Source organism: Pseudarthrobacter sp. alpha12b, from assembly GCF_054130495.1.
Window position 1 is genome coordinate 3392788 of the sequence record NZ_CP196746.1, and the last position, 12854, is coordinate 3405641.

The window sequence follows — 12854 nt, forward strand, 5'->3', positions numbered from 1 at the left end:
GCGCCGGTGGTTGAGTTGAGCCATGAGCAGCTCAACGAACCCAGAGAACCTGCCTCCCCGCCGCGCCCGGGAGGACGAAACCACCCGCAACGGAAGCTACCGGGACGCAGCCGCGGACGATGCCGCCACGCGCTCGATGGACCAGGCGCCCACACGCCCAAGGGAAAGGGACTATTCCCCCGCCCCCTCCGCCGAGCGGGAGTACCGGCCTGCCCCCACCAGGGCTACGCCCGTGGTGGGGCCGGTGACAGACCCCACGCTGGCGAACCGTGAAACCGCCGTGGCGCGCCAAAAAGAGCGGTTTGGCGGCATCAAGGTGGGCTCGGCGTTCTTTGGCTGGCTGACCGCCACCGGGATGGCCGTGCTGCTCACCGCGCTGGTGGCAGCAGCCGGGACCGCCGTGGGGCTCGCCAACAACACCGACGTCAACCAGGCCGTGAACCAGGCTGCGCAGAACAGCGGCACGGTGGGACTGGTGGGCATCATCGTGCTGCTGGTGATCCTGTTCCTGTCCTACTACTGCGGCGGGTACGTGGCCGGCCGGATGGCCCGCTTCAATGGTGCCAAGCAGGGGCTCATGGTCTGGATCTGGGCCCTGATCGCGGCCGTCGTGGTGGCCATCCTGGGACTCGTGGCCGGGCAACAGTTCAATGTCCTGGCCAACCTGAACAGCTTCCCCCGCATCCCCATCAATGAAGGACAGTTGACCACCACCAGCATCATCGCCGCCGTCGTGGTGGCAGTCGTGGCCCTCGTGGGCGCGGTGCTCGGCGGCCTGGCGGGCATGCGGTTCCACCGGAAGGTTGACCGCGCCGGCTTCACGCCGGACAGCGAATATTACGACGACGAGGAGTAGTCAGGCGAGAATGTCGCCGTCCACATAAAGCCACCGGCTTGCCTCCCGGACGAACCTGCTGTTCTCATGCAGGACTCCCCGTTCGCTGCCGTGCCGGTAGTGCGCCTTGAACTCCACCGTCCCTGCGGTATCGAAGGGGCCACCGCCGCTGGTGGCCACGATGTCCAGGCGGCGCCATTCCATGGCCGGGTCCAGGTCCAGGGCCGCCGGAGCGGTGGATGGGTGGTGGGTGCGAAGCAAATAGTCCTCATCCAGCCGGACAAATGCGCTGTAGCGGGACCGCATCAGCTGTTCTGCCGTGGATGCCTGTAACCGGCCGGAATGGAACCGGCCACAGCATGCCGCGTACGGCTCACCGGAGAGACATATGCAGTTTGCGGAATCTATTGATGCGGTCACCCGGTGATGCTGTCATATCCGGTAACAGCTTCGCTACAACCTGGGGCCGTGCCCTGCCTGTCCCGGCACGGCCGGACAAAAATCCGTATGGTGGAGAAGGAACTTGCCCCGGCACTGTGCGCCGGACATGGCCCAGGATGGTGGCTAGAGAGGAGAAGACGTGGAGAACCCGGACACTCTCGTCCTCAACCTGACCTTCCTGGGCACCATGGGGGTGGCCGCCCTGATGTTCCTGGTCCTTTTCCTGCTCGGAGTCATCACCCTGGTCCTTGCGGGCCTGGGACGCCTCACGGCCGTGGTGCTGATGACCCTGTTCGGACGGGCTCCCGGCAAGCGGGATTCCGCCCGTTTTGCCGGCGTACCCGCCCAGCAGGCCCAACCCCGCAGGCCGCTCCGGGAACGGGCTGCCGCGCTCAAGCCGGACCGGCTGAAGGAGTCGCTTCGCACCGCCGTCGTACGCCACCCGAAGCTGGCTGCCGCCCGTCCTGAACCGCCGGTCCTCGCCGAAGACTGGGCCTCTGCCGTTGCCGAAGCCGACAAGCGTGCGGAGGCCAGGGCGCGGGCAGCCGCACCGGAAATCAAACTGTCGGTGCGGGATCTTCCGGACCCGGCCGTACCTGCGGACAAGGTCTCCGAGGTAGCACCGCTGGTGGAGTCCGCACTGCACAACCATCGGCCGCCGCATGAATTGCCGAGGTCCTTCAAGAAACCCCAGCCGCTGCACCCGCTGCCGCCGCTGGATACCGGGTCCCTCGTTTCCCTGGCGGGCCCGCAGCAGGTACTCAAGGAGCAGTCCAAGGAGAACGGCTAAGCCCTTACCCTGAGCAACCATCTGCGTTAGCGTGAACACATGGAATTCAGATACCTCGGAAACAGTGGCTTCAAAGTCTCGGAAATCACGTTCGGCAACTGGCTGACGCACGGCTCGCAGGTGGAAAACGACGTCGCAACCCAGTGCGTGCGCGCGGCCCTCGACGCCGGCATCAGCACCTTCGACACTGCGGACGTCTACGCCAACACAGCAGCGGAAACCGTCCTGGGCCAGGCCCTGAAGGATGAGCGCCGCGAGTCGCTGGAAATCTTCACCAAGGTCTTCGGCCCCACCGGACCCAAGGGCAAGAATGATCTTGGCCTGTCCCGCAAGCACATCATGGAATCCATCAACGGTTCGCTGCGCAGGCTTCAGACGGACTACGTGGACCTGTACCAGGCCCACCGCTACGACTTCGAAACGCCGCTGGAAGAAACCATGCAGGCGTTCGCGGACATCGTGCGGCAGGGCAAGGCGCTCTACATCGGTGTGAGCGAGTGGACCGCGGACCAGCTCCGTGAAGGACACAAGCTGTCCAAGGAACTGGGTTTCCAGCTCATCTCCAACCAGCCGCAGTACTCCATGCTGTGGCGCGTGATCGAAGCTGAGGTGGTCCCGGCGTCGGAAGAGCTGGGCGTATCCCAAATTGTCTGGTCGCCCATGGCGCAGGGCGTCCTCAGCGGCAAGTACCTCCCGGGCCAGCCCGCCCCGGAAGGCAGCCGGGCCACCGATGAAAAGGGCGGCGCCAAGATGATCCAGCGGTGGATGCGCGATGACGTCCTGGCAGCCGTGCAGGAACTGAAGCCGATTGCCCAGGAGGCGGGGCTGTCCATGCCGCAGCTTGCGGTTGCGTGGGTGCTGCAGAACCCGAACGTTGCCTCAGCCATCGTGGGCGCCTCCCGGCCGGAGCAGATTGCTGACAGCGTGGGCGCCGCCGGTGTGAAGCTGGAGGCGGAGGTCCTCAAGCGGATCGACGACGCCGTGGGCGGCCTCGCCGAACGCGATCCCGCGCAGACCAAGTCGCCGGCCACCCGGGAAGCGTAAGTGGCGTCCCCGTCGGAACTGCCGGATCTTGCGGTCACCGGTTCCACCGGAGGCCTGGGCGGAATGGTGGCGCGGCAGCTTGCCGCGTCCGGTTTCGCCCAGCGCCTGCTGGTGCGTGATGCCGCGCGGGCCCCGCAACTGGATGGCGCGCACCCGGTGGTGTGTTCATACGGGGATGCTGCGGCGTCACGGCAGGCACTGGACGGGGCGAAAGTCCTGTTCATGGTGTCCGCCGCGGAGGCCGAAGACAGGCTGCAGCAGCATTATGCGTTTGTGGACGCCGCTGCCGAGTCCGGGGTGGAGCACGTCGTGTACACGTCCTTTTACGGGGCGGCGCCGGATGCCACCTTCACCCTGGCCAGGGACCACTACGCCACCGAGGAGCGGATTAAGGCGTCCGGGATGGAGTACACCTTCCTGCGGGACAACTTCTACCTGGACTTCCTGCCCCTCATGACCGGGGATGACGGCGTAATCCGCGGGCCGGCGGGGGACGGCGTGTTCTCCGGGGTGGCCAGGGAGGATATTGCCCGCTGCGCCCACGCCGTGCTGCGTGACCCTGCCATCCACAAGGGCATGACCTATGACCTGACCGGCCCGGAGGAACTGACCATGTCGCAGGCCGCAGAGGTGCTGAGCGCCGGGACCGGGCGGGCCGTAAGCTACCACCCGGAGACGGTGGAGGAAGCCTACGCATCGCGGGCCTCCTACAACGCTCCGCAGTGGCAGCTGGACGCGTGGGTCAGCACGTATACGGCGATGGCCGCAGGTGAAATGGCAGGGCTCTCACCGGACGTGCACGGGTTGACCGGCCAGGACCCCATCAGCCTTGCCGAGTTCCTGACCCGTCCGGTGCTGTAGCTGGCTTAATTTCGTTGACGGGCGCGTGGGCCCGGCGTAGACCTGTGGCGGGGGGCTCTTTGGTCCGCCGAGCAGAATCGCACCGCCATGAACTACAGCAACCGGCAGTCCACCCGGCAGGAGCCCGCGCCGGCCCTGCCCCACGCCGCCCAGCCTACGTCCGGCCCGCTCACCCGCGAGGAACTGCAGCTCGCCGCCCGCAACCATTCCATGCCGCTGGAGGCGCTCCGCCGCGAGGTCACGCCGCCCGGACTCCACTACGTCCTCACGCACTTCGACATCCCTGACCTGGACGCTTCCACCTGGCACCTGAGGATCGGCGGTGCGGTGGAACGCGCCCTGGAGCTGGGGATGGCTGCGCTTCGCAGGGACCCGGCCATCACTGTGCCCGTTACCCTCGAGTGCGCGGGCAACGGCAGGTCGCTGCTGGAGCCGCGGCCCCTCAGCCAGCCCTGGGTGCTGGAGGCTGTGGGTACGGCGTACTGGACCGGCGTGCCGCTGGCCTATCTCCTTGGCAAGGCGGGCGTACTGCCGGATGCGGCGGAGGTGGTCTTCACCGGGGCCGATGCGGGGGTGCAGGGCGGCGTCCCCCAGCAATATGCGCGAAGCCTGCCGATCCGCGAAGCGCTGCGTCCCGACGTCGTTCTCGCCTACAAAATGAACGACGCCGACCTGCCGCCGCAACATGGCTACCCGCTGCGGCTGGTGGTGCCGGGCTGGTACGGCATGGCCAGCGTGAAGTGGCTGCAGTCCATCGACGTGGTCAGGGCACCGTTCACCGGTTTCCAGCAACAGGTCGCCTACCGCTACCAGAGCTCCGAGGACGACGCCGGCAGTCCGGTGTCGCGGATCAGGGTGCGTTCGCTGATGGTCCCGCCGGGCGTCCCGGACTTCTTCACCCGGCGGCGTTTCCTCCGCCCGGGCCCGGTGATGCTGGAAGGCAGGGCATGGTCAGGGGAAGGGGCCGTAACCGCCGTCGAGGTGGGCATTGACGGCACCTGGCTGCCCGCCCACCTCGACAAGCCGGCAGGCGGCTTTGCGTGGCGGAGGTGGAGCCTGCCCTGGGTGGCCGACCCCGGCGAGCATGTCCTGGCCTGCCGAGCCACGGACATCACCGGGGCCACCCAACCCTTGGGGCAGAACTGGAACTACCAGGGAATGGGCAACAACATGGTGCAGCGGGTCAGCGTGATGGTGGAGTGAAGTTGACGGCCCGGGGCTATACTCGGTGCCAATCATGACCAGCCTCCCTGCCTCCCCCGCCAGTGTCCGGATCGATGCCTGGCTGTGGGCCATCCGCGCCTATAAGACGCGCTCCGCTGCCACCGCAGCCTGCCGGGCAGGGCATGTCCGCCTGAACGGCAGTCCGTCGAAGGCGTCGGCGACCCTGGTTACAGGCGACACCGTGACCGTCCGCATGTCCGGGTACGAGCGCATCCTGGAGGTCCGGCGGCTGATCGCGAAGCGAGTGGGAGCCGAAGCGGCGTCACACTGCTTTACCGACCACACTCCCCCGCGGCCCGTCCTGCCGGCGCTTGGCCTGCCGCAGCGTGACCGGGGCGCCGGACGGCCCACCAAGAAAGACCGCCGCGAGATGGAGCGCTTACGGGGACCTGCGTGAAAGGCGTACCCGCGACGTCAACCGCCGGCCCTGGTGCGCGCCTGCACCAGGTTGGCGAACGGCAACCTACCGAATTCCGCTACGAAGGCTGAATGGCAAGCCGCTTCGGCGTCGTTCAGTTGTTCCGCCGGGAGTTCTTTCCACGCAATGGCCAGTGAGCCGGCGTCCGCCAGCTGCCAGATTGGCCGCCCGTCCCAATGCCCGGGCGGCTTTCCTTTGCCGAAGTCCACAAACTCCTGGATCTGACGCCGGAGCCCCCGGTTACCTTTGCTTCCGGGCCCGGCCTTTCCGACGTAGAGAACCACGGCGCCGTCCACCCATTCGGCGGCCAGAGCGGCTGCGGAGAGGGACGGTTCCTTCTTCTTGAAGACGCCCGCGGTGCTTTTCGTCAGGAAGCGCGGCTGGAAACTTTCCGGAGCCACGACGGTGAAGAGGCCGGTTCCTTGCGGGATCCTCATGGTCTCAAGGTCCTGGATCGGCCGGAAGCCGGCAAAACCCTCGGCCTTCAGGCCCTTCCTGGTGAACTGCATAATCCATTGAACAGCATGCCCTGGGACCGTTGCTGCCTTCCGTTTTCCACATAGGGCTTTTGGGTGGCTGTCGTTGTCACACCCTGGTGGAAGACTTTGGTTATGGAAGCGGTTGTGGGGTCGGCGGCGGTGCTGGAGGCGGAGCCTCGGGGGCTGTTGGCTGCTGATCCGCCGCGATCTTCGTATGCTGTTCCGGCGCCCAGGGATGGGCTTCTGTTCCGGCCTGCATCCCCTGCAGTGCCTTCGATTGATGATGTCCTGGCGCTGCTCGCTTCAGTTCCGCTGGCTGACGATGGTGCCGGGATGATCGACCAGATACGCGGGCTGGAAGACCTGAAGTGCCTGGCGGGTGCCCGCCAGGCCGGTACTGCAGTGGCGTTTGATCTGTCCCAGCGGCGTGAGCAGGCCGCGGCCGGGGTCCCGGCCGGTGAGCAGGGTGCCGGGGTCGCGGCGCAGATCGCGTTGGCCCGCAGGGAGTCCCCGGCCAGGGGCGCAAGGTTGTTGGGTCTGGCCAAGACCCTGACCGGCATGCCGCATACGTTCGCGGCGTTCCGGTCCGGGTTGTTGAATGAGTGGCGGGCCACGCTGATCGTGAAGGAAACCATCTGCCTCACCCCCGAGGACCGGGCCGGGGTGGATGAGGAACTCGCCGCCGACACCGGCGCCCTCGACGGCGCAGGAGACCGCGCGATCGTGTCTGCGGTCCGGGCTGCCGCGTACCGGCGGGACCCTGCGTCGGCCGCGAAGCGGGCCGCCCGGGCCGTGGCGGAACGGACCGTGAGCCTGCGCCCGGCACCGGACACCATGACCTACCTGACAGCACTGCTCCCCGTCGCCCAGGGTGTGGCCGCCTACGCCGCCTTGTCACGCGATGCCGACACCGCCCGTGCATCCGGGGATGAGCGGTCGCGGGGGCAGGTCATGGCCGATGCGTTGGTCGAACGGGTCACCGGCACGCCCGGCGGGATCAACGGGGTGGAGATCCAGCTCGTCATGACCGACCGCACCCTCCTGCAGGCCGATGCCGAACCCGCCCGGCTCCCCGGCTACGGCACCATCCCCGCCGCAACCGCACGTCACATCGCACTCACCGGCGGATCATCCAATACCGAACACCCAGTGCCAGGCCACGCAGTCGCTCTCAAACTCAACCTCTGGATCCGGCGGCTGTACACCGCGCCGGGCAGTGGGGAGCTGGTGGCGATGGAGTCCAAAGCCCGATTCTTTCCGCCGGGGCTCAAACGCTTCCTGCAGGTCCGGGACGATACCTGCCGCACCCCCTACTGCGACGCACCCATCCGGCACCACGACCACATCACCGCCTGGCACGATCGCGGACCCACCAGCGCCGATAACGGCCAGGGGCTCTGCGAAGCCTGCAACCACACCAAAGAAAACCCCGGCTGGACAGCCACACGAGTGTGTGGCCCGCGCCAGACCGTGGCAACCACCACCCCAACCGGCCACACCTACCACTCCACCGCACCACCACTTCCGGGTTCACGGTTAGCGGGAACCCGGTCATGCAACTCTCAGGAACGGCGGCTAACCTTGGCGCGTGCCACCCCTTGAGATCCTCATTTCCTCCTGGCAACTGGACTGGGCCGCCGCTGCTTTCGTTGCTGCGGCAGGCGTCCTGTACGGGTGGGGAATCCGGTCAGCTGCCCGCCGGGGCCACCGCTGGCCAGTCTGGCGCGCGGTGGCATTCTACGTCCTCGGCCTGGGCTCCTATATTGTCCTGACCTGCGGATTCACTGGGGTTTACGGTTCCCAGCAACGGTGGGCGTTCACCATCAAGATATCCCTGCTGCTCTTTGTCGTCCCGCTGCTCATCGGGCTGGGCAAGCCCCTCACCCTTGCCCGCGCCGCATTGCCGGCCAAGGGCACAGCAGCCTTGGACGCCGTCCTGTCCAGCCGGCCAGTACGCTTCGTCAGCAATTCATTCGGCGCACCATTGCTGGGCTTGGCGCTCTTCTCCACCTTTCTCACGCCGGTCTTCTTCACGTTGCGGACCGACCCCCTTGCCGGCGCTCTCCTGACCATCGGCGTCCCACTGTTGGGCATGTTGATGGCGCTGCCCATCATCGAAGAGTCCGACTTCCAGCGGTCCAGCGCGTACCTGACCCTTGAATTCATGTTCGTATTCATCGAGTTGTTGATCGACGCGGTTCCCGGCATCCTGCTGAGCCTCAACGGTCAGGTCCTCGATCACGTGATGTCCGTTCCCAACCCCCAATGGTGGTTCCGGGACGCTCTCCAGGACCAGCAGTTCGCGGGCAATCTGCTGTGGTTCATCTGCGAGGTGTTGGACCTGCCCTTGATCATCCTCATGTTCATCCGCTTCTCTCGCAGCGACAAGAGGGAAGCGCGCACCTTCGATGAACTGACCGACGAACAACTCGACGAACTTCAAGACCAGCACCTGCGCGGGCGGAGGTAGACGCGGGCGGCCTTCGCGGGGCGTCAGGAAGGGTACTGCGAAATTCAGTGTGCCCACCCCTCCGCGGGGAAGCGTAGAGTGACATAGGACGCCTGATTCTGGACGCCTCGCTGCCAAGGGAGAAATCGTGACGATTGATTGGGACGAAAAAAAGGCCCTGCTACAGGAACCGAATATCGCGAAGGTAACCCAGCTTTGCGATGAACTGATGGAAAAGAAGCCCGGTTCCACGGTCCCCTACATCGACCCCGTCCATGACGAAGACGAGTGCAGAATCATCAGCCTCCAGGCCAGTCCCGGCAAGGGGACCGAGTCCGGATTCGTCTCCCACAACAACGATGACGAAGCTGCCCGCCGGGCCACCCAGATCTACGAGCTCGCTGAGCTGGACCCCCGCTATGTCATGCCGTGGAATGCCTACCCCTGGGTCCGCGAGAGCGGCAGCCCCTCGGCCCTGAGCGTCCAGGAAAAGACCGACGGGCTCCGCCCGTTCCGCCAGTTCCTCAAAATCAATTCCCGCGTTTCGGCCATCATTGCGCACGGCACGGACGCCTCCACGTTCCTGACCCTGTTTGAGAAGACCTACCACTCATCGCTGAAGAACAGCGGCATCAAAATCTATAAGGCCTCCGCCCTTGGCGGCAGGGCCTTCGCTGTTTCGGAGGCCAAGCAGGAAGAGCTCCTCACCAAGAGCGTCGAAACCTACCGTGACGCGATGCAGCGGGCAGGCATCCAGCACCTCTAGGCCCAGTCCTGCGGTAAGGGCCCAAAACTGCGCGCACGTTGATCCACCCTTGATGAATTCTTGCTCCTGCTTCTTCAGCATTAGTGGAGTAAACACTCAGGATTCTCCGAGGCGGCGCATTAGAACGGCCTCGTTTCCTGCTGCATTTGGGGGAACAGGGCATGAAAAGACTAATAATTGCTTCACTGGCGGCCACTGGCCTGGTCGCAGGTTCGCTGGCTGTAGGCGCGGCAGCCAATGCAGGTACCGGCAGGGTGGTCCGGGTCGTCGATGGAGACACACTGGTGGTGTCCATCAACAATGGCGACCACACCATCCGGCTGCTGAACATCGACACTCCTGAAACCAAGGATCCACATCAACCCGTCGAGTGTCTCGGCCCAGAGGCCACCAGCTTCCTTGAGGGCTTGCTTCCTAAAGGGACCCAGGTCCGGCTTGAGTTCGACGCGGAACGTCACGACAAATACGGCAGGACCCTCGCTGGAGTCTTCACTGCCGATGGATCCCTGGTCAACGCCAGAATTGCCCAGCAGGGACTGGGAATTCCAGTGGAGTACGGCGGCAACAGGAAATTCCTTCCGCCTGTAGAGGCAGCATACGAAGAGGCCAGGGCGGCAAAGGCCGGGCTCTTCTCCGAAAGTATCGGCTGCACACTTCCTGCCCAGTTGGCTGAAGCAACCAAGGGGCTCGAGACTGCCACGGCGGCTGCGCCGGCGACTACCTCTGCTGCGGCAGGTACGGCTGCAGGCGTACTAGCCACCAAGGTGGCTGCTGCAAAGGCACTCCGCAAGGTCCTGAACGGAGACAAAGCAACAGAGCGAGCGCTTTTTTGGGCCGGCATTTCAACTGCCGTGCTCGCCAAGCACGTGTCGAGCCTGGATGCGAAGATCACATCGGCCGAGAAAAAAGCGTCAGATACAAAAGCCCTAAAAGTTACCTTGGAAGCTGCCGAGAAAAAGGTCGAGGAAGAAAGGGTGGCGGCGCAAGCCAGGGCGGCGGCCGAACGCAAAGCAGCAGCGGATCGGGCTGCGGCAGAAAAGAAGGCAGCAGAAGAGGCTGCTGCTGCAGCAAAAGCTGCAGCCGATGAAGCAGCGCGGCAAGCCGCTGCCGAAGCAGAACGCCTACGCAATCTCCCCGCGCCGGCCCCCAACCCAGCACCCTATGTTGCCCCAGCCCCGCAACCGTACGTTCCACCTGCCCCTTCAACTAAGTACACCGGGCCACGTTGCTACGCACCCGGCGGCAAAACCTGGCGTCCATGTTGACACTCACGACGCCCCTTCGGGGATAACGGGGCAGCCGGACTATCAGGGATTTTTCAGGGGCACGTGGGCATACTCGTAGGTATCCTGACCGGCGACAGAACCAGGCTGACCCTTGACGTCCCACACCAACCGTTCCCCTAAGGCGGCATCCCCAACGGAGGCTGCAGCCGTGCGCATGGCGACGCTGCCCCAGCTTCGCCACTGGGTTGCGGTGCCGCTCATGGCGGCTGTCCTGATTGTGGCGGCCGGCCTGGCGCTGCGGTTTGTCCCCGCACTGACCTCGGCGGACATGTCCGTGGACGCTGAGCTGAGCCATGACCACACTGCGCCCCTGACGGGCGTGGCCATGTTCATCAACGTCGTGTTCAGCCCCGCCGGCGGCGTGCTGATGATCGCCGCCCTGTGCCTCTACCTGCTGCTGGTGCGCCGCAGCCCTATGAATGCTGTGGCCACGGGGCTGGTGGCTGCCGGCGGCTGGGTGAGCAGCGAACTGTTCAAGGTCCTGGTGGCCAGGCACCGGCCGGACTCGACCGCCCTTTTCAACCCGCTGATCCCCGAACCGGGAACGGACAGCTTCCCGAGCGGGCATGTGGCACTTGCCTCGGCACTGGCCATCGCCGTCTTCCTGCTGGCCCGCGGTACAAGGTGGCAGCGGCCCGCAGCCATCGTCGGAATCGTCGTGGCGGTCGTCGTCGCATTTTCACGCGTCTACCTTGGCGTGCACTACCCCACCGACGTCACGGCGTCCTTCCTCACCGCAGCCACCGGGGCAGCATTCCTGACCGGGCTGTGGAACCGTTTCGGCTTGTCACTGCTCGCCCGGGTGCCGTTCCTGGCAAAACTCGGACCCATCCCGGCCCAGCAGGCATAAAATCCTGCCATGACGGGCTTCATCGACGGCCTCCTGAACGTCAGCCCACTCGTGGCATACATCGCCGTCTTCTGCCTGGTGTTCGCCGAGGACGCCCTGTTCATCGGTTTCGTCATTCCAGGCGAAACAGCTGCCGTCCTCGGCGGCGTGGTTGCCAGCCGGGGCGAAGTGCAAGTGGGCACCATGATGGCCCTGGTGGTGGGTGCCGCCATTATTGGCGACAGTGTGGGCTACGAAGTGGGCAAACACCTGGGCACCCGCATCATGAAGTCGAAAGCCTTGGCCCGCCACTCCGGCAAACTCGAAAGCGCACAGGACTTCCTTCGGCGCAAGGGGGGCTCTGCTGTGTTCCTGGGCCGCTTCACTGCCTTTTTGCGGGCCGTTATGCCCGCACTCGCCGGCACGTCCCGGATGCCCTATGGCCGGTTCTTAGCCTGGAACGCGATGGGCGGCGTGGTCTGGGGCATCGGGTTCGTCCTCCTGGGCTTCCTCGCTGGAAACTCCTACGAGGCCGTTGCCCAGGCAGTGGGCCGGGACCTCGCCGTCGTCATCGCCGCACTGGCGGTGGCCGCGCTCATCGCCTGGCACTTCCGCACACGGCGACGGCGGCAGCACCGGCGCGCGGCAAGCCGGCGGCAGGACAGTGCCCCCGGACCCTAGGGAGAGTTTGACAGCTACTGTGACCCGTGCCATATTTAAGGCGTGAACCTGTCAGACAGCCGGACAGCAGGACAGCCTGTAGTCCGTCCCCTTGCCCGGCTGAGCGCTGCCGAGGCGGTGTTCAACGCTATCCGCGAGGACATCGAGTCCGGTGCAATCCCGGTGGGCAGCAAGCTCAGCTCGGAGGCCACGCTCTCGCAGCAGTACGGAGTCAGCCGCTCGGTGATCCGGGAAGCCCTCCGCTCCTGCACAGCGCTGGGGCTGACGGTCACCAGGACCGGCAAGGGCACATTCGTCGTTGCCAGCAAGGTGGCCAATGACCTCACCCTGGGGCAGTATTCGGCACGGGACCTCACGGAAGCCCGCCCGCACATCGAAGTCCCCGCCGCCGGCCTGGCGGCAGAACGGCGCACCCCCGAAGAACTCGATATTCTCCGTGGGATCGTTGCCGCCATGGCCTCCGAAACCGATCCGGAATCCTGGGTTGCCCTGGATTCCAGCTTCCATGCCACGATTGCACGCGCCAGCGGCAACAAAGTCTTCGCGAGCGTGGTGGCTGACATCCGGGACGCACTGGCGCACCAGTCCGAGACCCTAAACATGGTGGCAGACCGCCAGCACGCCTCCGACATCGAGCACCAGCACATCCTTGCGGCCATCGAGGCCGGCTCCGCGGACAACGCCCGCGCCGCCATGGCCCAACATCTGGAGGCCGTGGGCGCAGCCCTGGACTCCATCCTCAACAGCTAGC

Annotated in this window: 15 protein-coding genes; 13 read left to right on the plus strand and 2 right to left on the minus strand. The window is 65.6% G+C overall.

Going from position 1 to position 12854, the window contains the following annotated elements; all coding sequences use genetic code 11:
* The first annotated feature begins 22 nt into the window (after positions 1–22).
* Positions 23–856, plus strand: coding sequence for a TIGR04086 family membrane protein (locus tag ACTAQI_RS15615; protein ID WP_457947037.1), 834 nt, complete (start codon positions 23–25; stop codon positions 854–856).
* On the opposite strand, the gene ACTAQI_RS15620 is transcribed toward ACTAQI_RS15615, so the two are convergent.
* The gene (locus ACTAQI_RS15620; RefSeq protein WP_457947038.1) at positions 857–1255 is read right to left on the minus strand and encodes a YchJ family protein; all 399 of its coding nucleotides are present in this window, start codon (positions 1253–1255) and stop codon (positions 857–859) included.
* A 160-nt stretch (positions 1256–1415) separates the two neighbouring features.
* On the opposite strand from ACTAQI_RS15620, the gene ACTAQI_RS15625 reads away from it, so the two are divergent.
* From ACTAQI_RS15625 to ACTAQI_RS15645, 5 genes are all read left to right on the plus strand, one after another.
* Complete coding sequence (locus ACTAQI_RS15625; RefSeq protein ID WP_457947040.1) at positions 1416–2066, plus strand: hypothetical protein; 651 nt, start codon at positions 1416–1418, stop codon at positions 2064–2066.
* Between the two features lie 39 nt (positions 2067–2105).
* The gene (locus tag ACTAQI_RS15630; protein WP_457947041.1) at positions 2106–3110 is read left to right on the plus strand and encodes an aldo/keto reductase family protein; all 1005 of its coding nucleotides are present in this window, start codon (positions 2106–2108) and stop codon (positions 3108–3110) included.
* On the plus strand, positions 3111–3971 hold the full coding sequence (locus tag ACTAQI_RS15635) for an SDR family oxidoreductase (protein WP_457947042.1): 861 nt from the start codon (positions 3111–3113) through the stop codon (positions 3969–3971).
* Positions 3972–4058: 87 nt separating this feature from the next.
* Positions 4059–5174, plus strand: a complete 1116-nt coding sequence (locus tag ACTAQI_RS15640) for a sulfite oxidase (RefSeq protein ID WP_457947044.1) — start codon at positions 4059–4061, stop codon at positions 5172–5174.
* A gap of 34 nt (positions 5175–5208) precedes the next feature.
* Positions 5209–5592 (plus strand): RNA-binding S4 domain-containing protein, encoded by a 384-nt coding sequence (locus ACTAQI_RS15645; protein ID WP_056332115.1) that lies wholly within the window; start codon positions 5209–5211, stop codon positions 5590–5592.
* 17 nt (positions 5593–5609) lie between these two features.
* Here ACTAQI_RS15645 and ACTAQI_RS15650 read toward each other — a convergent pair whose 3' ends face one another.
* The gene (locus tag ACTAQI_RS15650; RefSeq protein WP_457947046.1) at positions 5610–6122 is read right to left on the minus strand and encodes a hypothetical protein; all 513 of its coding nucleotides are present in this window, start codon (positions 6120–6122) and stop codon (positions 5610–5612) included.
* A gap of 303 nt (positions 6123–6425) precedes the next feature.
* Here ACTAQI_RS15650 and ACTAQI_RS15655 point away from each other — a divergent pair, with 303 nt between their 5' ends.
* The 7 genes from ACTAQI_RS15655 to ACTAQI_RS15685 all read left to right on the plus strand — a co-directional run bounded on the left by ACTAQI_RS15655 (position 6426) and on the right by ACTAQI_RS15685 (position 12853).
* Positions 6426–7694, plus strand: a complete 1269-nt coding sequence (locus tag ACTAQI_RS15655) for an HNH endonuclease (protein WP_457951079.1) — start codon at positions 6426–6428, stop codon at positions 7692–7694.
* The gene (locus ACTAQI_RS15660) at positions 7681–8562 is read left to right on the plus strand and encodes a cytochrome c oxidase assembly protein (protein ID WP_457947048.1); all 882 of its coding nucleotides are present in this window, start codon (positions 7681–7683) and stop codon (positions 8560–8562) included. Before ACTAQI_RS15655 ends, ACTAQI_RS15660 begins: the two co-directional genes overlap by 14 nt.
* A 127-nt stretch (positions 8563–8689) precedes the next feature.
* Complete coding sequence (locus ACTAQI_RS15665; protein WP_457947050.1) at positions 8690–9307, plus strand: uracil-DNA glycosylase; 618 nt, start codon at positions 8690–8692, stop codon at positions 9305–9307.
* 287 nt (positions 9308–9594) lie between these two features.
* Positions 9595–10572 carry a thermonuclease family protein gene (locus ACTAQI_RS15670; RefSeq protein ID WP_457947051.1) on the plus strand — a complete coding sequence of 326 codons (978 nt, stop codon included), beginning with the start codon at positions 9595–9597 and terminating at the stop codon, positions 10570–10572.
* A 175-nt stretch (positions 10573–10747) separates the two neighbouring features.
* The gene (locus ACTAQI_RS15675) at positions 10748–11443 is read left to right on the plus strand and encodes a phosphatase PAP2 family protein (protein WP_457951080.1); all 696 of its coding nucleotides are present in this window, start codon (positions 10748–10750) and stop codon (positions 11441–11443) included.
* Positions 11444–11452: 9 nt separating this feature from the next.
* Positions 11453–12103: a DedA family protein gene (locus ACTAQI_RS15680; protein WP_457947053.1), complete on the plus strand. Its 651-nt coding sequence runs from the start codon at positions 11453–11455 to the stop codon at positions 12101–12103.
* Positions 12104–12145: 42 nt separating this feature from the next.
* Positions 12146–12853 carry a FadR/GntR family transcriptional regulator gene (locus tag ACTAQI_RS15685; protein ID WP_457947054.1) on the plus strand — a complete coding sequence of 236 codons (708 nt, stop codon included), beginning with the start codon at positions 12146–12148 and terminating at the stop codon, positions 12851–12853.
* Position 12854 lies beyond the last annotated feature (1 nt).

What these genes read in the sequence shown, in the direction of transcription:
- ACTAQI_RS15615 (WP_457947037.1), top strand. Translation starts at nt 23, where the DNA reads ATGAGCAGCTCAACGAACCCAGAGAACCTGCCTCCCCGCCGCGCCCGG.
- ACTAQI_RS15630 (WP_457947041.1), top strand. Translation starts at nt 2,106, where the DNA reads ATGGAATTCAGATACCTCGGAAACAGTGGCTTCAAAGTCTCGGAAATC.
- ACTAQI_RS15640 (WP_457947044.1), top strand. Translation starts at nt 4,059, where the DNA reads ATGAACTACAGCAACCGGCAGTCCACCCGGCAGGAGCCCGCGCCGGCC.
- ACTAQI_RS15645 (WP_056332115.1), top strand. Translation starts at nt 5,209, where the DNA reads ATGACCAGCCTCCCTGCCTCCCCCGCCAGTGTCCGGATCGATGCCTGG.
- ACTAQI_RS15650 (WP_457947046.1), bottom strand. Translation starts at nt 6,122, where the DNA reads ATGCAGTTCACCAGGAAGGGCCTGAAGGCCGAGGGTTTTGCCGGCTTC.
- ACTAQI_RS15655 (WP_457951079.1), top strand. Translation starts at nt 6,426, where the DNA reads ATGATCGACCAGATACGCGGGCTGGAAGACCTGAAGTGCCTGGCGGGT.
- ACTAQI_RS15675 (WP_457951080.1), top strand. Translation starts at nt 10,748, where the DNA reads ATGGCGACGCTGCCCCAGCTTCGCCACTGGGTTGCGGTGCCGCTCATG.
- ACTAQI_RS15680 (WP_457947053.1), top strand. Translation starts at nt 11,453, where the DNA reads ATGACGGGCTTCATCGACGGCCTCCTGAACGTCAGCCCACTCGTGGCA.